Source organism: Nocardioides eburneiflavus (assembly GCF_004785795.1).
Lineage (GTDB): Bacteria > Actinomycetota > Actinomycetes > Propionibacteriales > Nocardioidaceae > Nocardioides > Nocardioides eburneiflavus.
Genome location: NZ_SRRO01000001.1, coordinates 3,498,656 through 3,525,442, shown reverse-complemented (window position 1 = coordinate 3,525,442; position 26,787 = coordinate 3,498,656). Strand labels below are relative to the sequence as shown.

Genomic DNA, 26,787 nt, shown 5'->3' with positions numbered 1-26,787 from the left:
GGTGTCGAGTACGTCCGGGGCTGGCCTACTTGACCTCGGCCCGCATCACGAGTCCCAGTCCGGTCGCAAGGGGGATGAGCAGCCAGCTCAGTCCGGTGACGGCGATGTTGGCCCACTGCTCGCCCGTCAGTGCCTCGTCGAAGACGAAGAGTCCGCTCTGGGCGAACTGGATGTCGACCCACGGCCGCAGGTCGTGGAACCACTGCTGGTTATCCGCGAGCAGGCCGAAGATGGTCGGCAGCACGAAGGTGAGGACGAAATAGGCCACGATGGCCCCGGTCGACGACCGGATGAGGACACCCAGCATGAAGCCGGTCAGCAGGCTCAGGATCATGCCGAGGACGTAGTAGAGGCACTGGGTCCCGGTCACGTCCCACACCAGGGCGGTGCCGGTCACAGCGGCGCTCGTCAGGTTGCCGAGTGCGCCGACGGCGAAGGTGAGCACCATGGCGGCGATCGCGATGAGGATCGAGGAGACGGCTTTGGCCGCGATGATCCGGCTGCGGTGCGGAACCAGGGTGAACGTCGTCAGCCCGGTGCGTTGGCTCCACTCGCTGGTGACCGAGAGGATCGCGATCAGCGGCAGGATGACCACCACCGGGAACCGGATGGCAGTGGCGAAGGTGGAGTAGGTCAGCCGGTCGTCCGCGGCCCACAGGATGACGCCGCCGGTCGCCAGGACAGCGGAGATGGCGATGCTGGCGATCAGCCAGAAACCGGAGCGGGTGTTGAACATCTTGCGGAGCTCGACCTGCGTCACCGCGACCAGCGACTGCCGGTGGCGCGCTGGGGTCGTCCGGCGGATGGTCTCGGTCGCGGTGGCGCTCATGTCCTTGCTCCTTCTCGTTGGGAGGTGGCGGTGAGCTCGAGGAACATGTCCTCGAGTCCGGCGTCCTCGGCACGCAGCTCGGTCAGGGCGACGCCGGCCTCCAGCGCCACCTTTCCGACCAGCGCGGGGTCTGCGTCGGTGTGCAGGGCGCCGTCGGGGGAGGTGGTGGTGGTGATGCCGAGCTCGGTGAGCGCATGTCGGAGCAGGCCGGGGTCGGCCCCCCGGACGACCGTCCCGGCGGCGTGCAGCAGCTCGGTCTTGGTGCCCTGGGAGACGACTCGGCCGTTCCCGATCATCACGATGTCGTCGGCGATGACCTCGATCTCGTGGAGCAGGTGGGAGGACAGCAGGACGGTGCCTCCTCGGTCGGCGTAGCCGCGGAGCAGGTCACGCATCCAGCGGATGCCCGCCGGGTCCAGGCCGTTGGCCGGCTCGTCGAGGATCAGCACCTGGGGATCGCCGAGGAGGGCGGCGGCGATGCCCAGTCGCTGGCGCATCCCCAGGGAGTAGTTGCCGACCCGCCTGGACGCCTCGCTGGGAGTGAGGCTGACGACCTCGAGCATCTCCTCGACGCGGCCGCGCGGCAGGCCCATGTACAGCTGGGCGATGGTCAGGATCTCGCGGCCGGTGCGACCGGCGTGCTGGGCCGAGGCGTCGAGCAGCACACCGACCTCGAGGCCCGGGTTGGGCAGGTCGACGTAGTGGCGGCCACCGATCGTGGCGGTGCCGGCGGTGGCGCGGGTGAGCCCGACCATGATCCGCATGGTGGTGGACTTGCCGGCCCCGTTGGGACCGAGGAATCCCGTGACCCGGCCTGGCTGGGCGGTGAAGCTGACGTCGTCGACCGCGGTGAAGTCCTGGTAGTTCTTGGTGACGCCGTCGACGGTGATCATGAGTGGGCACCGCTGCCAACAGTCACCGAAACGGGCGCCAGCCCTTGGTCGGGCGTCGAGCTCTGGTCGTCTGTGACGTCTCGGCCCTCTGCGTCGATGTGGGGCAACAGGCGATCGAGCCAGGTCGGCAGCCACCAGTTGCGGTCGCCGAGCAGCTCCATCGTCGCAGGCACCAGCACCATCCGGACGAGGGTCGCGTCGATCAGGACCGCGACCCCCAGGCCCAGACCGAACATCTTCGTGAGCACGGACTCGCCCAGCGCGAAGGAGAAGAAGACGGTCACCATGACAGCGGCGCTGGCCGTGATGACGCGGGCCGACTTGGTGAGGCCGTCCGCGACGGCGAGGGCGTTGTCGCCGGTGCGGTCGTACTCCTCCTTGATGCGCGAGAGCAGGAACACCTCGTAGTCCATGGAGAGGCCGAACAGGATCGCGAAGATGCCGATCGGCAGCTGGATGGGGACTGGAGTCGCCTCGGGGATGCCGACCAGGTCTCCGAGCGGCCCGCCACCGGTGGCCAGGGCCAGTACACCGAACGCCGCGCCGGTCGCCAGCAGGTTCATGAGCACGGCCTTCAGGGGGACCAGGACGGAGCGGAACACCATCATCAGCAGCAGGAAGGACATCAGCAGCACGCCGCCGAAGAAGTACGGCAGCCGGTCGGCGGTCCCCCGCGTGGAGTCGACGTTGGCGGCGATCATGCCGCCGACGTGGACCGTCAGACCCGTGTCGGCCGTCGCCGTGGGGATGGCGTCGTCGCGTAGCAGGTCGACGAGCTCCTCGGTGGCGGCGTCCTGGGGTGACGTGGTCGAGGTGACGGTGAGCACTGCGGTGTCCCCGGTCTCGTTCACGATCGCGGGAGCGACGTGCGCCACCCCGTCGACCTGGCCCAGCGAGGCTCCGAGCCGGTCAGCAGCGACGTGGAGGTCACCGGGTGCACCTTGCACGGTGAGGACCATGGGTGCCGAGAAGCCGGGTCCGAACCCTTCTGCCAGGAGGTCGTACGCTTGGCGGGTGGTGGAGGTGGGCGCGTCGTTCGCGGCGTCGGGGAAGCCGAACCGGATGCCGAGGAACGGTGCAGTCAGCGCGAGGAGCACGGCCAGTCCGCCGATCGCGGGAAGCCAGGGGCGGCGCTGGATGAAGCGGCTCCACCGGAACCACTGGGAGGCGTCGTAGGGACGGACGTGCTTGCTCACGAACGGGACGTGCAGGCGTTCGATGCGGTGACCGGTGAAGCCGAGCATGGCTGGCAGCAAGGTCAGGGACGCCGCGACGGTGACCAGGACGGCGAGGACCACGGTGAAGGCGAACCCGTTCATCGCGGGCTGCCCCATCAGCAGGATGCCCAGCATCGAGACGATGACGGTGGTCCCGGCGAACAGGACCGCGCGGCCGGCGGTCGCGATGGCGGTGGACGTGGCGCGCTGCGGGTCTTGGCCCGCCGCGAGACTGGTGCGGTAGCGGGTGACGATGAGCAGGGCGTAGTCGATGCCCACGCCGACGCCGACCATCGCCGCTGTCGCGGGAGCCCAGTCCGGTACGTCGACGACCCTTCGCAGGACTTCGCCGAGTGCCATCGCGACTCCGAGCCCGAACAGTGCGGTCACCAGCGGTAGTCCCATGGCCACGGCGGAGCCGAAGGTGAAGAGCAGGATGATGGCGGCCGCGACCAGCCCGACCACCTCCGAGCCGACGGGTGCCGTCTGCGAGAGGGCAGCCACCGGGCCGCCGACCTCCACCTGTAGGCCGTCGTCGGCTGCCTCGAGGATGGGATCGACCAGGACCGCAGCCCGCGCCGGCGTGTACTCGTTGACGGTCGTGACGAGTGCGACGTCGGCGTACGCCGTCGTGCCGTCGTCGGAGATCTGGGCGGCGCCGCCCGGTGCGAACGGGCTGGCGACGCCGACGACGTCGTCGTGGCGGGCCACCTCGGCGAACAGCGCCTCGGCCCGGTCGCGCACCTGGGACGACGTCACTCCCTGTTCGGCGTGCAGCACGACCTGGACGGTGTCACCCGAGCGCTGCGGGAAGGTCTTCTCCAGTGCTTTGGCGGCCGCCCGCGACTCCGAGCCGGGTTGGAGGTAGTCCTGCCGGAACTCGCCGCCCAGGGCACCGGCGAGGAGGAAGGACGCGACCAGCGCGCCCAGCCACGTGATGACGACGACGCGACGGTGCCTGAAGCACCAGTCAGCGAGATTGACCAACATGTCGGGCTCCTCAGGTCGAAAGATCGAGATACCTCGACGCTAGGGACGCGGCTCGCCGGTGAGGATGGGGCTGGCAGCAGGACTGCAGGGGCCAGCACCCCGATCGAGGGGCGCCACCACGACTAGAGTCGGAGGCATGGCCTTGCGGGTCGTCTTCGCCGACGACAACTACCTCGTCCGCGAGGGCGTCGCGGCACTGCTGGTCGAGGCCGACGGCGTAGACCTTGTTGACGTCGTGGCCGACCCTGAGCTGTTGCACGCCTCGGTGGCCGCCCACTCCCCCGACGCCGTGCTCACCGACATCCGGATGCCGCCGACCCACACCGACGAGGGCATCGTGGCGGCCAAGCGGATCCGCTCCGAGCACCCGGGCACCGGGGTCGTGGTCCTGTCCCAGTACGTGGAGGAGGACTACGCCTTCGCCCTGCTGTCCGAAGGCGTCGCCGGCATGGGCTACCTGCTCAAGGAGCGGGTCAGCGACCTGGACGAGCTCGTCCGCGCCCTCACCGCCGTCGCCCGCGGCGGGTCGGCCCTCGACCCGCTGGTCGTCGAGGCGCTGCTGGCCCGCGGAGCAGGTGAAGGTCCGCTGCTCGGGCTGACGGATCGCGAGCGGGAGGTGCTGGCTGTAATGGCAACCGGGCGCAACAACGCGACGATCGCCAAGACGCTGTTCATGAGCGATCGGGCCGTGGAGAAGCACATCGGCTCGGTCTTCCAGAAGCTCGGGCTGGTCGACGAGCGGGAGACCAACCGCCGAGTCATGGCCGTCCTCGCCTACGTCGAGGCCCGGGGCGGTTAAGCCCGGCCGGCGCGGGGTGCGGGCAGCCCCACCCCCAGGGGTTCGGCCGGTGTCCTGTCGCATCACGCGCATGAGGCGCACACTCACAGGATGAGGATCCGACGCGCGACGGGGCGGCTGCACAGCCGCGTCCTGCGCCGGGGGCTGGTGTGGATCGGCATGGCCGTCTTCGTGGCCGGTGTCTACGTGGTGGTCGTCCGGGGAGGCGGGGCCATCATCGGCCGCACCGACTCGCCGAGCGTCGCCCTGTCCGTCCTGGCCACGGCGACGGTGGCGTTGTCCTTCGCCCACATGCAAGCCGTCGCCGACCGGTGGGCATCGCGACTCCTCGGCGATCGGGCCGCGGCGCCGTACGAGGTCCTCAGTCGGTTCTCCGAGGGCATGCCCGAGGGGGACTCCACCGACGACCTGCCGGCCCGGATGGCTCGGCTGCTCGCCGAGGGGACCGGCGCCCAGTGGGCCCAGGTGTGGGTGTCGGTGTCCGACCGGCTGACGCTGGCCGCCACCTGGCCGGTGGACGCCGGGGCCAGCCAGACACCACCCGCCCTCCTGCCGGGGGCCCGGGATGCTGCCGCGCCAAGGCTCCGCGCCCTGGCAGTCACGCACGGCGGGGAGCCCCTGGGCGTCCTTCGCCTCCAGGAGCGCCCTGGCCTCCTGCTCGCTCCGATCGAGGAGCGGCTGTTCACCGCTCTGGCGGACCGAGCCGGGCTGGTGCTGCGACACGTGGGGGTCCAGGCCGACCTCGCGGCCAGGCGCAGCGAGCTGGTGGAGCGGGCCGAGGAGCTGAAGGCATCGCGACGCCGGCTCATCGAGACCCAGGACGCCGAACGGCAGCGATTGGAGCGAGACCTCCACGACGGAGCGCAGCAGCACCTGGTGGCACTCACGGTCAACCTGCGGCTGGCGCAGACGGTCTCGAGCAGGTCGCCGGTGCGTGCTGCCGCGCTCCTCGGGCTGCAGGTCGACGCTGCCACGGCCGCGATCGAGACGCTTTCCTCGCTCTCGCGCGGGATCTACCCGAGCCTGCTGTCCGAGCAGGGCCTGGTGGCGGCGCTGCGGGCCGCGGTGACCACCAGCGCGATACCGGTCACGATCGCCGCCGACGGTGTGGGGCGGCTCCCGGCCACGGTCGAGGCAGCGCTGTACTTCTGCTGCATGGAGGCCGTGCAGAACGCGGCGAAGCACTCCGGGGCCAGCACGCTCGAGGTGCGTCTCAGCGAAGACGCCGGCTTGTCACGGCTCGTGGTGATCGACGACGGTGGAGGCTTCTCCCCCTCCGGCGGGCAGGGGGCCGGGGCGGGGCTGGCCAACATGCGTGACCGGTTGGACGCGGTCGGCGGAATGCTGACAGTGACGTCGCTACCGGGTAAGGGCACCACCATCACTGCCTTGCTCGACGGTCGGGCGGCCTGACGTGCGCGCGGCGATCGCCTGGGCGGTGCTGGGCCTCGTGACGGTCGCGACCGTCCTGGACACCGTCTTCACCGCCGCGCACCGCTCCCTGTGGAACGAAGCCACGTGGGCCGAGCACGGGTGGCCGCTGGCTCCTTTGGCCGGCCTGGGGTGTGCCCTGATGGGTGCGCTCATCGTCCGGCGCCATCCCGCACACCCCATCGGCTGGCTCCTGTGTGCGGCCAGCCTGCTGTCCCTCACCCTGGCCGCGGACGCCTACGGCATCTGGGCGCTCGGCAGCGACGCCCCCGGCCGCGACGCCTCGGGCCACCTGGCGTTGTGGGCGGCGCCGCTCCTCGGCTGGCCCGCTTTCGCCGCGCTGGTACTGGTGTTCCTCCTCGCACCGGATGGGCGCCTGCCCTCTCGCCGGTGGCGCTGGGCCGTGTGGGTCACCGGCTCCGGGGTCGCGCTGCACACGCTGGGAACCTTGACCACTCCACCCGGGGACTTCGTCTACGGGCAGCGGGACAGCACCCGAGCCATCACCGCGCCCCTTCTCACACTCGGATGGATGCTGGTCGCGGTCGGGCTCATCGCCTCGACAGTCTCTCTGGTGGTGCGGCTGCGACGCTCGCGCGACGACGTACGCCGCCAACTGCTGTGGATCGCCTCGGCTGCCGTGCTGCTCGCGCTCGGTGTGGGCGTGATCCTGGCGGTGCCGCGGCTGACCGGTGTCGAGGGGACATGGGCAGCGGCGCTTCCACTGCGGGTGGCGCAGGTGGCCGTACCGCTGTGCGTCGCGGTGGCGGTGCTGCGCCACCGGCTGCTGGAGATCGACTTGATCGTCAACCGCGCCGTCGTCCTGGCCCTGGCCACCGTGCTCGTCGCTGCCGGCTACGTGCTCGTCGTCGTCACCGTCGGCCTCGCGATGGACGCCACCAACGACTTCTGGCCGTCCCTGCTCGCCACGGCCGTCGTGGCGCTGGCCTTCCAGCCGCTGCGGAGCTGGGTCGTCCGTGTCGCAGACCGGCTGGCGTTCGGCACGGCGGCCGCGCCGTACGAAGCGCTCACCGACTTCAGTCGGCGCCTCGGCAGCAGCCCCGACCCCTCGAGTCTGCTGCCGTCGGTGGCCGAGGCCGCGGCACGTGCGGTCAATGCCACCGAGACAGCGGTGGTACTGCACGTCGCCGCCGGCGCCGACCGGACGGCGAGCTGGCCGCCCGGCCCACCGGCTGACCGGGAACCTCCCGGGCTGGAGCTGCCGGTCACATATCTCGGGGAACGCCTCGGCAGCATCACAGTGAGGATGCCGACCGGGCACCCGTTGCGTCGCCGTGACCACCAACTGCTGGCGGAGCTGGCCGACCAGGCAGGACTGGCGTTCCGCAACGCGCGACTCACGGTCGAGCTGTCGGGTCAGGTGGATCAGCTGGGCGTGCGCACCCACGAGCTGAGCGACTCGCGCCGTCGGCTGATTAACGCCGGTGATGCCGAGCGGAGCCGTCTCGAGCGAGCCATCGCCGGTCAGGTCCTTCCCCACCTGCAGCCGCTACCCGAGCGCCTGCGACAGCTCTCAGTGGTCGACGGCCGGGGCACGGATCCGGATGTGTCGGCCCTCGGTCCCTCGCTCGACCCGATGGTCGGTGCGCTTAACGCAGCGCTGGAGTCGCTGCGCGAGATCACCCGCGGCGTGTTTCCCGCCCAGCTCGCTCGTTCCGGGCTCCCCACCGCCCTTCAGTCCCTCTTCGCGAGGTCCGGCGGCTCACGCCGTCTCGTGGTCGACGAGCACGTTGACGGCCGGCGCTTCGATTCCAGGGTGGAGGCGGCCGCGTACTTCTGCGTCGCGGAGGCGACGCGCGACCTGGGCGACCCGGTACGCGTCGTCCTCTCAGTCGTCGACGACGCGCTGGTCGTGGTTGTGAGCGGCGGCGATGGTGGCCAGCTGCCGCTCAGCCAGATCCGTGATCGGGTCGAGGCTGCCGGAGGGACGCTTTCCTTGGTGAGCGAGGCCGGACTCACCTCTCTCGAGGTGTGGTTCCCGGGCTCACCTCAGGCAGTTGCTGCCGTCCAGGCCTCCCGCAGTCGGTCAGGGCCGAAGGCTGACTTGGTGATGTAGGCCGCCGCCCCGCACTCAGCGATGAAGCGCGCGCCCGCGTCCTCGTCGTACGTCGAGAGCAGCAGGACCACTGGAGCCGGGGTGCAGAGCCGTAGACGCCTCGTGGCCTCGAGCCCGTCGATGCCCGGGAGGTTCACGTCCATCAGCACGAGGTCGGGGAGCAACGCGCCCGCCGCCCCGATCGCCTCCTCGCCCGAGGCGCCCCGCCCCACGACCCGGAACCCGTCGGTCTCCTCGATCACCGCGCTCATGGCGCGGAGGAACGGCACCTGGTCGTCGACGATCAGCACGCTCACGACAGTCACCCCACCACCTCCTCGCCTCGAGTCTGATGGCGTACGGCTGCTGGGCAGGAGGGGGTGAGCCGCACGAGTGCGGTGCTCAGCCCCTACCGCTCATTCGGCGACTCCCGGCCCTAGCGCTTCGACCATCCCCACCTCAGCCAGCACCCACCGCGGCGAGGAGCAACAACGCTTGGCGCTTGTCGTGACGTTCGCGCTCGGGAACCCCGGTCGGAGCCCGGGCGGCAGCGGCGTCCGCCTGCTCGAGAAGGCTGTGGGCATGGATCGATCGGGCGTCCAAGGCCGCGTGGCGGGCCTGTGCGTCCAGAGCGTGGACCTGCACAGCTACGTCCTGCATTCGCCGGGCCTGGTCAAGGACGGAGGCGAGCGTCGGCTCGTCGCGGGTCTCCGCAGCGAGAAGGCACCTGCTCAGCAACGCTCCATCACCGCCGCCCGCGTGGGCGTACCACTCGACGTTTCGCTCGAGCAGGTCGATCGCCGCGACCGCGTCCCCCTCCGCTCGTAGCAGCTGGGCCAGGCGAAGTCGGGCGGTTGCCGCCAGCCGGCCATCCCCACCCGCCAGGGCCAGGCCGATCGCACGACGCAGGGTACGGGCAGCGCGTCGGTCATTCCCCAGGTGGCGCTCGACGTCGCCCAGGTTCGCCAGGTGCAGGGCCGCCTGGCCCGGGAACCCCAGCAGGCGCGACTTCTCAGCGGCCTCGCGAAGCGAGTGCACCGCGTCCTCGAGCCGGCCCTCCGCCTGGGCAACCCCGGCCAGCAGGCCTTGGGCGTGCACCAACCCCCAGGCGTCGTCGATCGGAGTCAGGATCTCTGCAGCGCCTGCGGCCTCTCGCGCAGCCGTCGAGGTGTCGCCCTGCATCAGGGCCGCATAGGCGTCGAGCACCCGGCTCGCCGCTTCCTCCCAGCGCTGCCCTGCCTGCTGATGGGCCTCGATGCTGCGATCCGCCAGGGTTGCCGCGAGATCGGGTCGACCCTGTTGCAGCGCGAGGAACGCTTCGTGCCGATCGACATCAGCTTCGGCCCCCGCGTCGGCGAGCTCGACGGCGAGGCGACGAGCCGCCGCGAGGTCCTGCTCGGCGAGCGTCACGTCACCGGCCGACGCCTCGAGCCAGCCGGCCAGCAGGTGGGCCTCGAGACGGTGGCGGGGCTCGGCCTGGACGCTGTTCGCCTTGCGGAGCCGCGCTGCGCCGGCGGCGCCCTCGCCCATCACCACCCACGTCCATCCCATGCGGGTGGCGATCTCGGCTCCCAGCGCCGGGTCGTGCCCGTTGCACCACGCGAGGGCTGCGTCGAGGTTGTCCCGTTCGGCTCGAGCGAGGCGCAGGCACATGGGTTGCTCCGCGGTCCGGACGCGCTGCTGGCACCACCGTGACATGTCGGCGTACCAGGCCGCGTGGGCTGCCCGCGCGAGCAAGGTTCCACCGCTGTCCTCGAGGCGAGCGCCGGCGAAGGTGGCGATGCTGTCGAGCAGTCGGTAGCGCACGTCGCCGCCGACGGCGGTGTCCACCTCGACCAGGGAACGGTCGACGAGACGCGTGATGACGTCCACCGTCGCGGCAGGGGGCACGCCGAGTGCGAGGAGGACGTGTTCGATCGCGTCCAAGGTCGCACCACCAGCGAAGCAGGACAGCGCCCACAGCCCCCGCTGGTCGTCGGGGAAGAGCAGGTCGTAGCTCCATCCGATGGCGCCGGCGAGGGCCCGCCGACGTTCGGCGTCCGTGCTGCTGGGGTCGCGCAGCAAGGTGAAACGGTCGTCCAGACGCCGCGCGATGTCAGGGACCGACATGGACCGCGCGCGCCCCGCTGCCAGCTCGATCGCCAGGGGCAGTCCGTCGAGGGATCGGCAGATGTCTCCCACCAGATCGGTAGTGCGGTCGTCGAGGGCGAAGCGGGGCCGCAACGCCTTGGCACGCGTGGCAAACAGGGTCACGGCGTCGGCCGGCTCGAGCGGAGCCAGGTGGTGCACCGACTCGCCGTCCACCCGAAGTGGCACCTGGCTCGTCAGCAGGAACCGTACGGACGGAACCGTGGCCTGCAGCCACGTCACCAGGCCTGCCACGGCCTCGACCACGTGCTCGCAGTTGTCGAGCAGCAGCAGGGTCTGGGCGCCGCTGAGCCGTTCCAGCAGGGCTGCCTCACCTCCGGACACGTGCAGGTGGCCGGCGACGACATTCCTCAGATCAGCACTGCCATCCAGGCTTTCCAGCCGGATGAGCCACACGCCCCCGGGAAGATGACGACGCTGAGCAGCTGCGAGTGCACACGCGGTCTTGCCGATGCCCGCGGTGCCCACCAGGGTCACCAGACGGTGGTCGTCCATGGACTGCATCACCTGCGCGACGTCGCCGTCGCGGCCGATCAGCTCGGCAGCCCGCTCCGGAAGGTTGCCGGGACGGACCAGCGCGTCGTGAGGACGAGGATTCGACACGAGCGCTCCTTGGCGGAGCACCTGTGCCTCGAGGTCTCGCAGCTCCGGCCCGGGCTCCACGCCAAGCTCCTCGACCAGGAGCGTGCGTACCCGCGCGTAGGCGGTGAGCGCTTCCGCCTGCCGCCCTGAGCGGTAGAGCGCGGTGATCAGTGACGCCCAGAGCCGTTCTCGCAACGGATGCTGGGTGACGAGCGCCTCCAGCTCACCGATGAGCTCTCCCCCAGCCCCGAGATCGGTGCGCGAAGTCATCGCGACCTCGACGAGAGTCAGTCGCACCTCCTCCAGCTGGACCCGGTACGGAGCTGCCCAGTCACCACACTCCATGAGGACGTCGCCGCGGAAGAGCGACAGGCCCTCGAGTGCCCTCGCCGCTGCCTCGGCGGATGCGCCGCGCTCGAGGGCGGCGCTCGCCTCGGCAGCGAGCGCGATGGCGCGCCCGACGTCCACCTGGTGCGGCTCGACCGCAAGGAGGTAGCCGTCGCCGGTGCCGCGGACGAGGTCCGCCGAGCCGAGGGCACGTCGCAGCTGCGACACCTTGGACTGCAGGGTGTTTCGGCTCGCCGCCGCTCCGCCCCACAAGTCCTCCAGCAGCTCATCGGTGCGCACGCGGACCCCTGGCGCCAGGGCCAGCCTGACGAGCAGCTCGGTGGTCCGGCCTGCTGGGACGGTCAGGATCGACCCATTGTCGCGAACCTCGACCGCGCCCAGCAGGGCGACTGTCAGCATGCTTCGACAGTAGGCCCCTCAACCCATTCCTGCGCCGCGAGGACTAGACGTCGTGCGGCGCTGACGTCTGTGCTGACGGCCCACCCCTGCGCCCGTCAGCCGGTCGTCAGCGGGGCGGCGCAAGGTTCCCCCATGCCCGATCCGACACTCGTCCTGCTGCACCGCCTCATCGGTGGTGACCCGACCGCCGCCTCACAGGTCATCGGGACCTCCGAGACGTCGACCTCGCCGAGTCTGCTGGTGGCCGCGGCGCTGCTGAGCCGGCGACCCGAGCTCCTCGACAAGGCCGAGACAACCGCGACCACCAGCCGGGACCGCCAGCTCGTCGCCCTCGCCCGCGCCCACCTGCGTGGCGAGACCGACCGCCTCGACGCACTCGTGCGCGACCACCTCAGCGAGTACCCCGACAACCTGCTGGCGTCCTGGATCGCAGGGCGCCCTCCCTCGCAGGCCCCAGACCGAGACCCAGCCATCACCACCCCGGAGGACACGACGCCATGACCACCACACCTGCCACCCCCCATTCCGCGAGCGGCACGCTCGGACCTGACTCTCGCCGCGCGGCCCCGCACCCGTCACGGCGCACGATCAGGCGCTGGCTCGTGACCTTCCTCGGCTACCCCGTCGGCGGTTACCTCGCCTTCCTGATCGTCGGCCCGCTGGACTCCACCCCCACGGCGCTCGCTGGGGGAGCCCTCACCGGAGCCGTCCTGGGCCTGGCCCAGGCATGGGCCTTGGGGTTCTCTCGCCGTGGCGCGGTTCCCTGGGTGCTGAGCACCGCTGTCGGACTGGCGGCCGGGACCGCGCTCGGAGCGGCCGTCACCACCTACGCGACCGACACCACCTCCCTGATCGTGCTGGGCGCGGTGACGGGCCTGTGCGTCGGGGCCGCCCAGAGCGCGCTGCTGATCCGCCGCGTCGGATCTGTGGCACTGACCTGGCCGATCGTCCTTTCAGGAGCCTGGGCACTCGGCTGGCTCGTGTCCGAGGCGGTCATCGGCAGCTCCGTGGACAAGCACTTCTACATCTTCGGCTCGAGCGGCGCCATCGTGGTCGCACTCGTGACGTTGCCCCTCCCGCTGGTGCTCACCCGTCGCGACTCCGCGGCCCGTCGGAGCGCAGCACGTCTTGTCGGGAGCGCGTCATGAGCCGCCAGGTCGTGTTCGGGACCGGCCAGGTGGGCCGCCACGTCGTGGAGCACCTCGTCCGTGACGGGCACGACGTGGTCGCCGTGAACCGCACCGGCACAGGTGACCTTCCGGGTGCTCGCGTCGTCGCAGGTGACGCCAGCGACTCCAACTTCACCGAGCGCGTCTGCAGCGGGGCCGACGTCGTCTACTTCTGCCTGAACGCGCCGAGCTACGACCGGTGGAGCGAACAGTTCCCCCCGCTCCAGCACGGCGTGCTGGCTGGGGCAGCGTCTGCCGGGGCCCGCCTGGTCGTCCTGGACAACCTCTACGCCTACGGGCCGCCCCACGGGCGAGACCTCGTCGAGACCATGGCACCGGCGCCCACGTCGGACAAGTCCGCCACCCGCGCCACGATGACCGAGGAGCTCCTCCTGGCTCACGCGAGGGGGCACGCGGAGATCGTCATCGGTCGCGCCTCGGACTACTTCGGCCCCGGCACGACGCACTCCGCGCTCGGCGAATCGGTGTTCGGGCCCGCCCTCGCCGGCCGCACGGCGCAGGTGATGGGCGACCCACGACAGCTGCACAGCTACTCCTACACCCCCGACGTCGCCGCTGCACTCGTCAACCTGGCCACCGCCGCGGACGTCACGGGCCAGATCTGGCACCTGCCCGTCGCACCCGCGCAGACCACGACCGCGCTCATCGACCACATCTTCGCGTTGACGGGGCACCGTCCCCGCACCTTCACCGCAGGTCGGCTCACCCTGGCTGCTTTCGGTCTGGTCAAGCCGATCATGCGCGAGTACCAGCACACGCTCTACCAGTTCACCGACAGGTGGGTGGTCGACGACGCGAAGTACCGCGCGCGGTTCGGCGGCGCGACGCCCCTCCACGACGGCCTGGCCGCCACCCTCGCCTGGTACCGCGAGGACGCCCTCGCCCCCACCGGCTGATCCCCGATCGACCCCGTCCCACCTTCACCGCAAGGAGCACCTGATGACCACCACCACCCAAGCCCGTGTCGCCGCCGCGTCCCTCGCCCTGGCGTCGCTCCTGGCTATCGCCGGGTTCACCGTCCTCGGCATCGTCTTCGAGTACCCCCAGATCCTGGAGGAGCCCACCAGCGACGTGCTGGCGCTCTTCCGCGAGAACCAGACCTCCGTCACCACGTGGTTCTTCGTCCTCGTCGTCAGCGCCGCGCTGATGGCGCCCGCCGGTGTCGCACTCGATCGCCTCGCCGGCGGACGGTTGGGCCGATGGATCGCCATCCTCGGAATCGGCGCCGCCACGGTCCAGGTCATCGGACTGCAACGCTGGGTCACACTCGTACCGGGCATCGCCAGCGATGCGCTCGACCCTGCCGCCCGAGACGACGCAGAGGCTCGTTTCGAGCTGTGGCACACCCTTCTCGGCAAGGTCCTCGGAGAGACGATCGGCTACGCGCTGACGGCGATCTTCACGGTCCTCGTCGTCCGCGCGCTGCGTGGCAGGGTCCTGCCCCGATGGGCCGCGGCTGCCGGCTACACCGCCGCGGCGCTCATCGCGACCGGCGTCGCTGTTCCCGTCGTGTCGGCAGCGAGCCTCACCAACTTCGCCGGGTACGTCGTCTGGTGTGCCTGGCTGCTCCTCGTCAGCTGGCTGCTGGTGCGCACGTACGGCGTCCAGCGCCCATCCGTGCGCCATCACGACCAGCGAGTGTCGGCATGACCAGCACGGCGGGCGGGCCGATGACGGGCAAGTCCGTCCTCATCACCGGGGGCAGCGGCGGGATCGGGAAGGCCACAGCGCTCCGCCTCGCCGAGATGGGGGCCTCCGTGTCCATCATCGGGCGCGGCGCCGGGCGTACGACGAACGCGGCCCGCGAGATCCGTGCCGCTGGTGGGACGGACGTCCACGCCTTTGTCGCGGACCTCTCGTCCCAGTCGGAGGTTCGTCGAGTCGCAGCCGACGTGCTGGCAGCGCTGCCCCGCCTGGACGTCCTGGTCAACAACGTCGGCGGCTACTGGAACACCCGTCACACCACCGTCGACGGGCTGGAGCGCACCTTCGCCGTGAACCAGCTGGCGCCGTTCCTGCTGACCCACCTGCTCATCGAGCGTCTCACCTCCACCGCGCCAGCCCGGGTGGTCACGGTGGCCTCGAACGCCCAGGCCCTCGGCCGTATCGACTTCGACGACCTCCAAGGCGAGCGCCGGTACTCCGGAGCCCGCGCCTACAACCAGTCGAAGCTCGCCAACGTCCTCTTCACCTACGAGCTGGCGAGACGCACCGCAGGGACTGGTGTGACCGCCAACGCCTTGCACCCAGGGGTCGTCAGCACCGGCTTCGGCGCGTCAGACCCGGGTCGGAGCCAACGGCTGCTGGTCCCGTTCGCCCACCCGCTCATGCAACGGCCCGACCAAGGTGCGCGCACATCCGTCCTTCTCGCCGCCGACCCCTCCGTCGAGACGACGACGGGACTCTTCTTCGCTCGCGGCAAACCGAAGAAGTCCTCGCCCCGGAGCCATGACCGGGCCGTGGCTCGTCGCCTCTGGCAGACGTGCGAGGAGCTGGTGCGCCTGCCACCGACGGCACTCCAGTCAGGCTCGGAACTCACTGCTACGGCCTTGGGAAGCGTCGTGGACGAGGATCGCGACCTGCACGCGATTGCTGACCCCGACGTTCGTCAGGGTCCGTGACACGTGCGCCCTTACCGTGGCCTCACTCATGAAGAGGAGAGTGCGGTCTCCGCGTTGGAGGACAGACTGACGTGAATTGCCCGTGCGCCGCACGACCGCCGTTCCCCCAGATTCCCCCGCACGGACACCTAGTCAGCGACTACTGGACGACCACCCACTTCCGGCGTGACGTCGCCACGCCCCTTCTGACCTGCGGGAACGCAGAATTCGAGGAGGCGACGCGACATGACTCTGGGTTGGTGACTCGGGGCGGCCCGCCTGGCCGAGGCCACCGGGGGCGGGGCGCGGGAGTGCGATGAACAGCCGGGTGCGGAGCGTCGCCGCAAGGAGGTGTCGGGCCCGCATCACAGCGCACCCGTCTCGTCACGGGCCGTGCCACGCCAGGTGCGCCATCCCAGTGCGGCGGTGGTCAGCGCGACGACGGCGCCCGCGGTGAAGGCTGCGGTGAACCCGGAGCCGTCGAGGATGCCGGTGGCCTGTTGGCCGGCCGAGGCTCCGATGACGATGAACGCGGCGGTGCCGAGAGCCCCGCCGACCTGCATCGACGCCGACGCGAGTCCGGACGCGAGCCCGGTGTGGGTCGGGGGCATCGCGGCAGCCAGCACCATGGTGGTCGGGGTGAAGCTGAGCGCGACACCGGTCGCGACCATCAGGAGGCCGGGGAGTACGGCGAGCACGTACCCGGAGCCCTGCGGCGCGTACGCGAGCCACAGCTGACCGCCAGCGAGGAGGACGAGGCCGAGCACGAGGGTGCGCAATGGCCCGAAGGTCTTCACCGCGCGCGGGAGGGCGCCGAGTGAGACCGCGAACCCGGCCAGGGAGGTGGGGACCATCGCAATGCCTGCCTGTTGGGGCGACATGGCGAGACCCTGCTGGAAGTACAAGGCGATGAGGACGAAGCTGGATGCTCTGGTCGACCCGCCGAGTAGAGCCAGGGCCACGCCGCGGCGGGTCATGCGGGAGCCGAACACCTCGAGTGGCACCAGCGGGTCGTCCACCCGGCGTTCCGCGACGACGAACGCCGCCGCGAGGACCACGGACGCGATGAGAAGACCCAGGACGCGTGGTGACGTCCAGGCGTGGTCTCTGGCGTCCACGGCACCGTGCACGAGCATGATGACCGCGCCAGTCGCGAGGGCGGCACCGACCCAGTCCAAGGACCGTCGGCCGGTGGCTGTGTCAGGCGCGAGCACGCGGCGCGCGAGCGCGACAGCGGCGAGCGAGACGGGGACGGTCACGAGGAACACGGCGCGCCAGCCGAGGTTGCCGGCGAGCAGGCCGCCCGTGACGACCCCGGTTGCTCCGCCGAGGGTGGAGGCGGCGCCCCAGGCGCCCATCGCGCGGGCGCGCTGCTCGGCGGGGAATGTAGCGAGCAGGAGGGACATGGCGGCGGGGCTGAGCGCGGCTGCGCCGACACCTTGCACGATGCGGCCCCCGACCAGCATCTCGGGCCCCGTTGCGAGGGCCGCGAAGAGGGTGCCCAGGGTGAAGAGGCCGGCGCCGGTGGTGAAGAGGCGCCGGCGTCCGAAGAGGTCTGCCGCCCGGCCGGAGAGGAGCAACAGGCCCGCGAAGGCGAGCACGTAGGCGTTCACCACCCACGTGACTGCGGCAGGCCCGAACCCGAGCTCGGCCTGGATGGACGGCAACGCGACGTTGACGATGGACGTGTCGAGCATGACCAGGAACTGGGCCGACACGAGCACCGCGAGCGCCAGCGTCTGGCGCTTCCGATCGAGGAGGCGGACGGCAGGAGCGGCGGCGGTCCGCTCAGCCAGGATGGCGGCGGTGTTCACGAATGCCACGCCGTCACGCCGCGAGCCGTGTCAGCGACGGCAGGGACGCCTGGGCTCGCCGGGCGCGCACCGTGCCGCACCGCGGGCAGTGCCTGCCACGTACGACGTCCATGTCCTGTCCGCACCAGCACGACTCGTGCTGTGCGTCGGCGACCGGTCGCCCGCCCGTCCGAGAGCTACGCGAGATGCTCGTGACGGTGCTGGCCGTCGTGGCTGTCGTGGCCTTCTCGGGCCGGGAAGTGGTGTCCATGATTATCGCCGCCTGGGGTGTCGTGGTGGGTGTTGGTGTCTTCACGGTGTCGCGGACCCGGCGCGCTCGAACCGGTCGAATGGCCGGGTTCTGCCGGGTCCGCGACACGCTCAGTGGTGCACGTGGCCGATGGCGCCGGAAACGCGCTGGGCAGGCATGCGCCACAGGGCGTACGCAGCGACTACCGCTGCGATGACGCCGGCGCAGGTGAAGCCGCGGCTGAAGGCGTCGGCTGCTCCGTCGATCGTGGCGAGGGACCCCGCGGTGCTGGCCACCGCCGAGAGGACGGCCACGCCGAGCGCGGCACCGACCTCGTGCCCAGTCATCAGGAAGCCGGACGCCACGCCGGCGTGGGAGGAAGGGATGCCGGCCATGGACGTCACCGAGACCGGCACGAACACCATGCCCACGCCGAAGCCCATGACGAGCAGTCCGGGGAGCAGGTCAGCGGCGTAGCCGGCGTCAGCTCCCGCCGTCGACAGCAGCCCGGCGGCAGCGCCGGTCACCCCGAGGCCGACGGCTGCGACCACCCGGGGTGCCACGTGGCCCAGCAGGTGACGGGCGACGATGGTGCCGGCGGTGATGGCGAACGCGAAGGGCAGGAACGCGACCCCGGTCTGCAGGGCGGTGTACCCGAGGACGGTCTGGACGAAGATCGAGGTCAGGAACACAGCGCCGACCAGCAGGCCGGTGATGCCGAGCATCACAGCCGTGCCGGACACGAGGGCGTTCAGCTTCCACACGTGCGGCGGGAACAGCGGCCTGGCGGCGCGTCGCTCGGTGGTCAGGAACGCCACCAGCAGGACGGCGGAGACGGCCATCGCGACGACGGTGTGAGCCGACCACCAGCCGCGGGTGGCGGTCGCGCCGAGCGCGTACGTCAGCGCGACGAGTCCGCCGATGACAGCTCCTGCGCCGGGGAGGTCGAGGTCGGTGAGCTTCGGGCGCGCGACCTGCTCCTTGGCGATGGTGCGGGTGCCGACGAGCAGGGCGACGACGCCGACGGGGCCGTTGATCCAGAAGATGAACGGCCAGGACGTCCACGTCGTCACGGCGCCGCCAAGGAGGACACCTGCGGCGACGCCGAGGCTGCCGACGGCTCCCCACAGCGCGAGCGCGGTCCGGCGCTGCGCGCCGGAGTAGGTGGTGGTGATGAGGGACAGCGCAGACGGGGTGAGCAGTGCCGCGCTGAGCCCTTGGACCGCGCGGGCGGCGATGAGCTGGCCGGCCGAGCCGGCGAACCCGCTGACGATGGAGGCGGCGGTGAAGAGCGTGAGGCCGGTGAGGAACACGCCGCGGCGCGACAGCAGGTCGGAGAGCCGTCCCCCGAGGAGCAGGCCGCCACCAGACATCATCACGTAGGCCGTGACGAGCCACTGGAGGTTGCCACCGTCGATGTCGAGGGCGTGCCCGATGGTGGGCAGGGCCGTGTTGACGACCGAGATGTCGAGGACGACGAGAATCTGTGCGGCGAGCGCGACGGCGAGGACCGTCCACGGTCGACGCGGGCCGTCCGCTCCCTCGAGGCCCGTTGCGGGGTGCGGCGAGCCGTGCGGGTCGGCGTGCGGGGCGTGGGTTGCGGCGTGCGGTGCGGCGTGGGCTGCACCGTGGTGTGTGTCGGACATGCGTTGCTCCTGCGTGGTGGTGGTGGGCGGGCTGTAGGGCACGGCGGGGGCGAGTCGGGCGGTGCGGTGTCACGTCCCTGTGGGGTCAGGGCAGCGTTGGATCAGCGCGACGCGAGCGGGGTCTGGCTGCGACTGGCCTCGACGACCGAGGCGATGGCCTGAACGGACGCGGCGGCGCCGGCTGGGTCCTCGACCATCCCCTGGTGGCTGGCGTTGACGACTCGGTGGACGACGTCGCTGGACAGGGCTGCGAGCTGGGTCTGCGCCTGGGTCCATCCGCCGGTGCCGTGTGCCGTCTCCGCGCTGGTCAGCACGGCGAGCGGACGATCCCCGAGGGTGGTCAGCCGACGGGCTTGAGCGAGCACCTCGGGGAGCACCGCCACCTCGTCGCGGGCGTTCCGCCCGGCTCTGGGGTTTGCGTTCATGTCGTCGACTGGACGCGCTTGCTTGGCGGGCAGGTGCGACCCGGCGAGCAAGGACCCCAGACCGAGCCGGGCCAGGGTGGGCATGACGCCGTAGATGCGACGCAGCATGGCGTAGTCGCGCGGGTAGCTGGGGATGGCGGTGAACTGGTGTGGGCTGGCGCTGTCGAGCAGCACCATCCCAGCGGTCTCGTCGGGGTACTGGTGGGCGTAGGCGAGGGCGTACGGGCCGCCGATCGAGTGCCCGGCGAGGACGACGGGCCCGGCCTCCCCGGCGGCATCGAGGAGGGCGTGGAGGTCCTCGGCCGCAGTCACCGCGTCCTGGGGCTCCTCGAGGTCGTCGCTCCAGCCCTGGCCGACGCGGTCGTAGGCGCACACCCGCGTCGTCAGGGCGGTCCCGTCGACGATGCGGGCCCAAGAGGCGGAGAACTCCCCGAGGCCGTTGAAGAGGACGACCGTGGGGCTGCCCTGGCCGCGGCAGTTGATGTGGAGGTCATGACCGTGCACCGAGACCGTCGTGCCGGGGACGCGGTTGGCCTCGGCGAACGGTTCGGTGGTGACCTGCCGCGCTCCGGCACCGGCCGCGGCCACCGCGATCACCAGCAGCGTCGCGGACACCAGCCAGCGCCCGACGCCGGTGAGGTGCCGGCGGACCTGGACGAACGTCCATCCGGCGAGCACGAGCGCGAGCGGCGGCCAGACCCAGGTGAGCACTCCGAGGGTGTGGTCCGACGGAGCGGAGACCATGAGAGCGACGCCCGTGGACGCCATCGCGATGGCTGGGACTGCGGCCCACCGCTGCGCGCGCCCAGTCCTTCCCGCGAGCGTGCAGAGCACTGCCCACCCGAGGGCGAACCCGACCAGGGCGCCTCCCGTGGTGACTCCCTCGGTGGCGCCCGGTAGGACCAGCATCGTCAGGACGGCGGCCGCGGCCATACCGACGGCCAGGGAGACAACCACGACTGCGGTCGAGGAGCGCGTGCTCGGCGACGGGACGGTGGTGCCCGGCGCGCGGTGGGTGCTCGGCGACGTGTCGGTGGTGCTCATCAGATTCTCGCTCTCACAGCATGGGGACGGGGTCTTGGCTGAGAGTGCGCGCGACGGCCGGCCCGTCGCCCCGGTCAGATGGCCGGGATGACTTGACGACGCGTGCCCGAACGCGGTCGAGCCGTTGTCAGGCGAGGTCGAGCTGGGCCAGTTGGCCTCGGGAGGTGACGCCTGCCTTGGTGAAGACGTTGCGGAGGTGGAAGGCGACCGTGCGCGGGGAGATCCAGCATTGCGCGGCGACGTCCTTGTTGGACATCCCGGAGCTGACGAGCTGGGCGATCTTGCGTTCCATCGGGGTGAGTTGCAGCTGCGTGGAGGGGTCGCGCTTGCGGGCGGTCTCGCCGGAGGCGCGGAGTTCCTGCTCGGCACGCGCCGACCACGCGGTGGCGCGGACGTCGCCGAAGCTGTCGAGCGCGTGCCGCAGGTGCTGGCGCGCGTCGACGCGGCGCTGCTGGCGACGCAACCACTCGCCGTAGGCGAGCTCGATGCGGGCGACATCGAGGGGGCGTTCGCTGGTCTCGCCTTCGGCGAGCGCGAGGCGGAAGCTCTCCTCGACGTCGCCGTCCTCGGTGAGTGCGCGACCGAAGGCGACGGCCGACCGCGCCCACGGGAAGGTCGTCTGCTCTGCGAAGTCGACGAGCTGCTCGGTCCATGCCCGCGCTTGGGCGGCGTCGCCGGCGCGTGCGGCTGCTTCGAGCCGCTGGCTGGCGACCATCCGGGCGAGGAAGCGGAGCCGGATCCGGGTGAAGTGGTGGAGCGCTCCGGCGGTGTCTCCTTGCCCGGTGGCTCGGACGGCGGCGGCCCAGCGGGTCAGGTCGTGCACCGGGTCGGCGGTGATGCCGAGCGGGTGTGCCGCGACCAAGGTCTCGAGGCGGTCGGCGAGGTGGTCGTAGTCGTCGCTGCCTTGGTGGGCGGCGAGCAGCGTCAGCCAGGCGAGCGGCAGGGCGGTCATGGCCGGCTGGCCGATGCTGTCGCTGAGCGCGAGCGCCTCTTCGGCGCTGACGCGCACCGCGAGGTGGTCGCCGGTGGCGTAGTGAACGAAGCAGAGGCGTTGGAGGCAGTAGATGATCGCGGTGACCGCCCCGCTCTCGCGGGCACGCGACAGCGCGTGGGAGTAGAACCGGCACTGGCCGTCGTCGTTCCCGAGCTGCAGGGCGGCGTTTCCGAGGTTCCAGAGCACGTCTCGGTCGTCGACGTGCTCGCCGAGGTCGAAGGCGAGGTCCAGTGCGTCGCCCGCCGCGTCCCAATGTCCCTCGGCGACCGCGGTCATCGACGTCAGCATCGCTCGCAGGCACCGCGTGCGCGCCGAGTCGTCGCCCGCGGTCGCGGCGAGGAGGTCCTCGGTTCTCAGCGGTGTGCCGCTGTCGGCGCCGAACGTGCGCATGACGGCCGCGAGGACCCCCATGTGCAACGCCCGGGTGGGGTCGACATCAACCACCGCGTGCGCCCCCTCGACGAAGATCCGGTGCCCTTCGGGTGCGGAGCCGATGTTGACCTCGATGTGGCCCCGCAGGGTGGCGATGTCGGACAGCGCGACCGGGTCGTCCGTCGCCTCCCGGGCTGCGGTGAGCAGCGAGCGTGCACGTTCCGCCTGACCGCACGCCCATGCGCTGCGCGCGGCTGCAACCGTCAGCCGTGCCCGGCGGGCAGGAAGGGTGCACAGGCTGGCCGCGCGCTCGTACGCCGCCAGCGCGGCGACGTACCCGCCGCGTCGCTGGGACCGCGCACCGATGTCGGCGAGCGCGTCGACCAGGTCCCCGTGGTCGTCGTGACGGTCGTTGGCGGCGAAGGCCCGGTGCCAGACGGCACGGTCGTCCTCCCCGGCACCGCTCAGTGCGTCGGCCAGGGCGCTGTGGGCCCGTCTTCGGTCGTCGTCGGCTGCAGCTTGGTAGACGGCCGACCGGACGAGGGGGTGCCGCAAGGCGACCGCGTGGTCGGTCTGAACGAGGAGTCCGGAGTCCACGGCGGCGCGCAGCGTGTGGTCGTCGAGGTCGAGCCGATGGGCGGCGTCCCGGACGACGTCGAGTCGGCCCGAGTCGTCGGCAGCGGCCAGCAGGACGAGCTGCTGGACGGGTTCGGGGAGCCGGCGGCTCCGGTCGAGGAATGCCTGCTCGACGCGGTCCGTGAGGTGGAGCTGGGCCGGCAGTGCGGACGCGCCCGTGAGCTGGGCAGCGTCGAGCTGGTGCGGGAGCTCGAGGAGCGCCAGCGGGTTGCCGCCGGTCTCGCCCACCAGCCGGGCGACGACGCCCTCGGCCGCCCACTCACCGAGGTGCCGGGCGAGAAGGGCTCGGCTCGCCTCCTCGTCGAGCCCAGCCAGTACGACCTCCTCGACCCCGGTGGCCTCGAACCGCGATGCGGCGTCCTCCCGCGCCGCGAACACCATCGCCACCCGGTCCGCGCCCAGGCGGCGCGCACAGAACAGCAGCGCTCCGCCTGAGGCCGGGTCGAGCCAGTGGGCGTCGTCGACGATGCACAACACCGGCGCCTCCTCGCCGGCTGAGGTGAGCAGCGACAACGTGGCGACGCCCACCAGGAACGGCTCCACCGTCGGGCCGTCCTCCTCCCCGAACGCCACCCGGAGCGCACGCGCCTGCGGCGGCGGAAGCTGGTCGCGCAACCGTGTCAGGGGAAGCAGGAGGCGGTGCAAGGCCGCGAACGGCAGTGGTGCTTCGACCTCGAGCCCTTGAGCGCGTAGAAGGGTCACGTCCGGAGCGTCGGCGGCGAGGGCATCGAGGAGTGCGGACTTCCCGACGCCGGGGTCGCCGCGGACCAGCAGAGTTCCGGCCGTGCCGTCGCGTGCGTGGTCGACGAGCGCTCCCAGGAGTGCCCGCTCGGGCTCCCGACCGACCAGCACGACACGAACGTACAACCGCGTCGCCGCGTGCGCAGGCGTGGACCGGACCAATCCCGGCGGTTTTGCCGGGGCGAGCCGGCGCCTGTCGCAGCAGGCTCGTCGTATCGCTTCGGAGGCACGCGGCCCCGGAACGCCCACGACCAGGAGCCACCCACATGCACGCCAACCCCAGCTCGACGACGCTGCCATCTGACCGCGATGAGGCAGGTCCCTCGAGGCGGCGGCAGATCGGGCTGCTCGTGTTCGACGGGGTCGAGGAGCTCGATGCCGTCGGCCCGTGGGAGGTGCTGTCCCACTGGACCCGAGAGCACCCCGAGGACGGGTGGGACGCCTTCTGCATCTCCGACCACGGCGGGCCCGTCGTCGGCGCGAAGTCGCTGATGCTGGGCGCCCACCACTCGACGAAGACCGCCCCGCCGCTCGACGTGCTCATCCACCCCGGGGGCCCCGGCACCCGGCCGATGCTCGACGCCCCCGAACACCTGGACTGGGTCCGCGACGCCCGCCGTCATGTTCCCCTGATGGCGTCGGTGTGCACCGGCAGCCTCGTGTACGCCGCCGCAGGCCTCCTCACCGGCAGGCGGGCCACCACGCACTGGGCCTCGCTGAACCACCTCGCCGAGCTCGACCCCACCGTCATCACCGACGTCCGCTCCCGTTTCGTCGACGACGGTGACCTCATCACCAGCGCCGGTGTCAGTGCCGGCATCGACATGGCCCTCCACCTCGTCGCCCGCCTCGCCGGCCCCGACCGCGCACGAGAGGTCCGACGCGACATCCAGTACGACCCCCTGCCACCGACGTGACCCAGACACCACTACCCAGACGCAACTATCCGAAAGTGACAAGACATGAGCACCGACGTCCCCACCAACACCGCCATCGAGACCCCCACCGTGCCTCTCGGCACCATGCGAGCCATCACCCAGTCCCGCTACGGCCACGCCGAGGTGCTCCGCGTCGCGCACGTGCCGCGGCCGGTCGTCAGCGAGGGTCAGATCCTCGTCCGCGTCCGCGCCGCCGGCCTCGACCGCGGAACCGAGCACCTCCTCACCGGCAAGCCGTACGCCGTACGCCTCGCCATGGGACTGCGCCGACCCAAGAACTCAGTGCCCGGCAGGGACGTCGCCGGCGTCGTCGCCGAAGTCGGCGCCGGCGTCGTTGGCTTCACTCCCGGCGACGAGGTCTACGGCGTCGCCCCCGGCTCGTTCGCCGAGTACGCCGTCACCAGCCCCGACAAGCTCGCCCGCAAACCCGCCGGCCTGACCTTCGCCCAAGCCGCCGTCGTGCCCATCTCCGCCGGCACCGCCCTCCAGGCACTCGACACAGGTCGGGTCCAGGCCGGCCAGTCCGTCCTCATCACCGGCGCGTCCGGTGGCGTCGGCAGCTACGCCGTCCAGATCGCCCGAGCCCTCGGAGCCGACGTCACCGGCGTGTCCAGCCCCGCCAAGGCCGACTACGTCCACGCCATCGGCGCCCACCACGTCCTCACCTACCCCCACGACGACTGGGCGGACGGAACCCGCCGCTGGGACCTCATCATCGACGTCGCCGGCAACCCCACCCTCCGTCAGCTCCGACGCGCCCTCACCCCACGCGGCACCGCCGTGTTTGTCGGAGGGGAGAACGCCGGCGCCATCATCGGCATGCACCGCCAGGTCCGCGGCGCGCTCCTGTCGCCGTTCATCGGGCAACGGCTCGTGCCGCTCGTCGCCCGCGAAAGCGCCGACCACTACCAGCGGCTCACCCACCTCATCGAAGCCGGACAGATAGACCCCGCCCTGACCCGCACATACCCCCTCGAGCACGCGGCAGATGCGGTACGGCAGCTGGAACGCGGTGCCGTTCGAGGCAAGGTAGCCATCTCCGTGTCCGCGCCGACGCCAGCCGGTCCGAGTTCCTGACGGAGCGTGCCGGGGAGCGCTGGAGCAGCGCCGATGGCGCTGGGCATCACACTCCGGTCATGAGCGGCCAGGACGACACTGGATGGCCCACTGCCACCTGCGCAAGTAGCGGTCGCTACCTCACGTTCTTGATGGGCGCTACCGCGAGGGCGCCGCCGAGCGCGCAGGCGCCGGCGACGGCGTACAGGACGGCGTAGCTGCCGTCTCCAAGAGCCAGTAGGCCTGGAGCGACGGCCGGGGCGAGAGCGAAGGGCAGGGCGCCTGCGATGTTGAGGACTCCGAGGTCCTTGGCAGCGGTGTGCGGGTCGGTGAGGACGTCGACCACGAGGGCTAGGTCGATGGCGATGTAGATGCCGAACCCGACGCCGCCGATGGCCATGCCAACGAGGTACCCATCCACGGAGGTGGAACCGGCGATGACGAACAGGGCGCAGGCGTAGATGACCGCCGCTGCAATCACGAACACCTTGCGACGGCCGACCCGGTCGGAGATGCGCCCGGCTATGGGGGCGATGGTGACCAGTGCGACGGACTGGGCGACGGTGCCGAGGTAGACCTGTCGGGGCACCTCATCCTCGGTGCTGCCGACTTGTTCGAGGAGGAAGAAGGTCTGGAAGGTGACCAGGAACGCGTAGGCGGTGACGAGCAGGAAGCGGGAGAGGAACGCCCACGCGAAGTCGGGATTGCTGCGGGGGCTGACGTAGAACGTGGCGGCGAGCTCGCGCAGGGACCATGGCGGCTTGTCGGTCTCGTCGAGGCGTCGGTCTGGCAGGCGCCACACGAACAGCAGGACGGCAGCCCCTCCCACGGCACATGGCACCGCGAACATGAGCAGCGTGGAGTGGTCGAGGAGCTGCACGAGGTAGGTGCCGGTCACCGAGGCGGCGGGAACGGCGAGGCCGAGGACACCGGAGACGACGCCACGCTGACCTGTTGGGACCTGGTCGGCCAGGATGGCCGTCTGTGCGGCGAGGGTGGCGTTGAAGAAGATCTGGCACAGGCACCAGCCGACGAGCACGGTACCGACGTTCTGTGCGGTTGCGACCACCATCGTCCCGAGCGCACCGACAGCCACTCCGGTCACCATCCACGGACGCCGCATGCCCCACCGGCTGGTGGTGCGGTCGCTGAGCCTGCCGAACACGGGGTTGGCGATGATCGAGAGCAGAGACCCGGTTCCGGCGACCAGAGCGAGATTGCCGGGGGCGGCGTCGGCGCCGACGAGGTCTCGGACCTTCAGGGCGAGCGACACCAGGAGGGGCGCGAGGAACAGCAGCGACCCTCCGGTGTAGGAGAGCGCGTACAGGGCGATGAAGCCCCATCCCACCCGGCTCGGCTGCGCAGAATCGGTACCGAGCGCGCGATCGTCGTCGCTATGCGCGGTTCCGG

The 26,787-nt window shown here is 71.2% G+C and carries 20 protein-coding genes; 10 read left to right on the top strand and 10 right to left on the bottom strand.

Annotated elements, in window-relative coordinates; all coding sequences use genetic code 11:
* Window positions 1–25: 25 nt before the first annotated feature.
* From EXE59_RS16555 to EXE59_RS16545, 3 genes are read right to left on the bottom strand one after another with little or no spacing between them, the layout of a single operon-like run.
* Window positions 26–829 carry an ABC transporter permease gene (locus EXE59_RS16555; protein ID WP_135839883.1) on the bottom strand — a complete coding sequence of 268 codons (804 nt, stop codon included), beginning with the start codon at window positions 827–829 and terminating at the stop codon, window positions 26–28.
* On the bottom strand, window positions 826–1,722 hold the full coding sequence (locus EXE59_RS16550; protein ID WP_135839882.1) for an ABC transporter ATP-binding protein: 897 nt from the start codon (window positions 1,720–1,722) through the stop codon (window positions 826–828). Before EXE59_RS16550 ends, EXE59_RS16555 begins: the two co-directional genes overlap by 4 nt.
* Window positions 1,719–3,929, bottom strand: coding sequence for an MMPL family transporter (locus EXE59_RS16545; RefSeq protein ID WP_135839881.1), 2,211 nt, complete (start codon window positions 3,927–3,929; stop codon window positions 1,719–1,721). Before EXE59_RS16545 ends, EXE59_RS16550 begins: the two co-directional genes overlap by 4 nt.
* A 136-nt stretch (window positions 3,930–4,065) precedes the next feature.
* Between EXE59_RS16545 and EXE59_RS16540 the strand changes: the two genes are divergently transcribed.
* The 3 genes from EXE59_RS16540 to EXE59_RS23855 all read left to right on the top strand — a co-directional run bounded on the left by EXE59_RS16540 (window position 4,066) and on the right by EXE59_RS23855 (window position 8,236).
* The gene (locus EXE59_RS16540; protein ID WP_135839880.1) at window positions 4,066–4,728 is read left to right on the top strand and encodes a response regulator transcription factor; all 663 of its coding nucleotides are present in this window, start codon (window positions 4,066–4,068) and stop codon (window positions 4,726–4,728) included.
* A 90-nt stretch (window positions 4,729–4,818) separates the two neighbouring features.
* A complete protein-coding gene (locus tag EXE59_RS16535; RefSeq protein WP_135839879.1) occupies window positions 4,819–6,141 on the top strand; it encodes a sensor histidine kinase in 1,323 nt (440 codons plus the stop codon).
* Window position 6,142: 1 nt separating this feature from the next.
* The gene (locus EXE59_RS23855) at window positions 6,143–8,236 is read left to right on the top strand and encodes a sensor histidine kinase (protein WP_168218557.1); all 2,094 of its coding nucleotides are present in this window, start codon (window positions 6,143–6,145) and stop codon (window positions 8,234–8,236) included.
* Here EXE59_RS23855 and EXE59_RS16525 read toward each other — a convergent pair.
* Together EXE59_RS16525 and EXE59_RS16520 are read right to left on the bottom strand one after the other, a co-directional pair.
* Window positions 8,170–8,541: a response regulator gene (locus EXE59_RS16525; RefSeq protein WP_246056842.1), complete on the bottom strand. Its 372-nt coding sequence runs from the start codon at window positions 8,539–8,541 to the stop codon at window positions 8,170–8,172. The two genes, EXE59_RS23855 and EXE59_RS16525, sit on opposite strands and share 67 nt — an antisense overlap.
* A gap of 133 nt (window positions 8,542–8,674) precedes the next feature.
* On the bottom strand, window positions 8,675–11,692 hold the full coding sequence (locus EXE59_RS16520) for an AfsR/SARP family transcriptional regulator (protein ID WP_135839878.1): 3,018 nt from the start codon (window positions 11,690–11,692) through the stop codon (window positions 8,675–8,677).
* Between the two features lie 132 nt (window positions 11,693–11,824).
* Between EXE59_RS16520 and EXE59_RS16515 the strand changes: the two genes are divergently transcribed.
* The 5 genes from EXE59_RS16515 to EXE59_RS16500 are packed head-to-tail and all read left to right on the top strand — an operon-like array spanning window position 11,825 to window position 15,503.
* Window positions 11,825–12,193, top strand: a complete 369-nt coding sequence (locus tag EXE59_RS16515; RefSeq protein ID WP_210429044.1) for a hypothetical protein — start codon at window positions 11,825–11,827, stop codon at window positions 12,191–12,193.
* On the top strand, window positions 12,190–12,840 hold the full coding sequence (locus EXE59_RS23850) for a hypothetical protein (RefSeq protein ID WP_168218556.1): 651 nt from the start codon (window positions 12,190–12,192) through the stop codon (window positions 12,838–12,840). The genes EXE59_RS16515 and EXE59_RS23850 overlap by 4 nt, the downstream gene beginning before the upstream one ends.
* On the top strand, window positions 12,837–13,778 hold the full coding sequence (locus tag EXE59_RS16510; protein ID WP_168218555.1) for an NAD-dependent epimerase/dehydratase family protein: 942 nt from the start codon (window positions 12,837–12,839) through the stop codon (window positions 13,776–13,778). Before EXE59_RS23850 ends, EXE59_RS16510 begins: the two co-directional genes overlap by 4 nt.
* A 43-nt stretch (window positions 13,779–13,821) precedes the next feature.
* Window positions 13,822–14,532 (top strand): DUF4386 family protein, encoded by a 711-nt coding sequence (locus EXE59_RS16505; RefSeq protein WP_135839876.1) that lies wholly within the window; start codon window positions 13,822–13,824, stop codon window positions 14,530–14,532.
* Window positions 14,529–15,503, top strand: coding sequence for an SDR family oxidoreductase (locus EXE59_RS16500; protein ID WP_210429043.1), 975 nt, complete (start codon window positions 14,529–14,531; stop codon window positions 15,501–15,503). The genes EXE59_RS16505 and EXE59_RS16500 overlap by 4 nt, the downstream gene beginning before the upstream one ends.
* Before the next feature lie 344 nt (window positions 15,504–15,847).
* On the opposite strand, the gene EXE59_RS16490 is transcribed toward EXE59_RS16500, so the two are convergent.
* The 4 genes from EXE59_RS16490 to EXE59_RS16475 form a co-directional block, all read right to left on the bottom strand.
* The gene (locus EXE59_RS16490; RefSeq protein ID WP_135839875.1) at window positions 15,848–17,305 is read right to left on the bottom strand and encodes an MFS transporter; all 1,458 of its coding nucleotides are present in this window, start codon (window positions 17,303–17,305) and stop codon (window positions 15,848–15,850) included.
* A 351-nt stretch (window positions 17,306–17,656) separates the two neighbouring features.
* Complete coding sequence (locus tag EXE59_RS16485; RefSeq protein WP_135839874.1) at window positions 17,657–19,171, bottom strand: MFS transporter; 1,515 nt, start codon at window positions 19,169–19,171, stop codon at window positions 17,657–17,659.
* 101 nt (window positions 19,172–19,272) lie between these two features.
* A complete protein-coding gene (locus tag EXE59_RS16480; protein WP_135839873.1) occupies window positions 19,273–20,640 on the bottom strand; it encodes an alpha/beta fold hydrolase in 1,368 nt (455 codons plus the stop codon).
* A gap of 127 nt (window positions 20,641–20,767) precedes the next feature.
* Window positions 20,768–23,494 (bottom strand): helix-turn-helix transcriptional regulator, encoded by a 2,727-nt coding sequence (locus EXE59_RS16475; protein WP_210429042.1) that lies wholly within the window; start codon window positions 23,492–23,494, stop codon window positions 20,768–20,770.
* A gap of 155 nt (window positions 23,495–23,649) precedes the next feature.
* Between EXE59_RS16475 and EXE59_RS16470 the strand changes: the two genes are divergently transcribed.
* Window positions 23,650–24,300, top strand: coding sequence for a DJ-1/PfpI family protein (locus EXE59_RS16470; RefSeq protein ID WP_135839871.1), 651 nt, complete (start codon window positions 23,650–23,652; stop codon window positions 24,298–24,300).
* Window positions 24,301–24,345: 45 nt separating this feature from the next.
* Window positions 24,346–25,398: an NAD(P)-dependent alcohol dehydrogenase gene (locus EXE59_RS16465; RefSeq protein ID WP_210429041.1), complete on the top strand. Its 1,053-nt coding sequence runs from the start codon at window positions 24,346–24,348 to the stop codon at window positions 25,396–25,398.
* A 115-nt stretch (window positions 25,399–25,513) separates the two neighbouring features.
* Here the strand turns inward: EXE59_RS16465 and EXE59_RS16460 are convergent, their stop codons facing one another.
* Window positions 25,514–26,725 carry an MFS transporter gene (locus EXE59_RS16460; RefSeq protein ID WP_210429040.1) on the bottom strand — a complete coding sequence of 404 codons (1,212 nt, stop codon included), beginning with the start codon at window positions 26,723–26,725 and terminating at the stop codon, window positions 25,514–25,516.
* Window positions 26,726–26,787 lie beyond the last annotated feature (62 nt).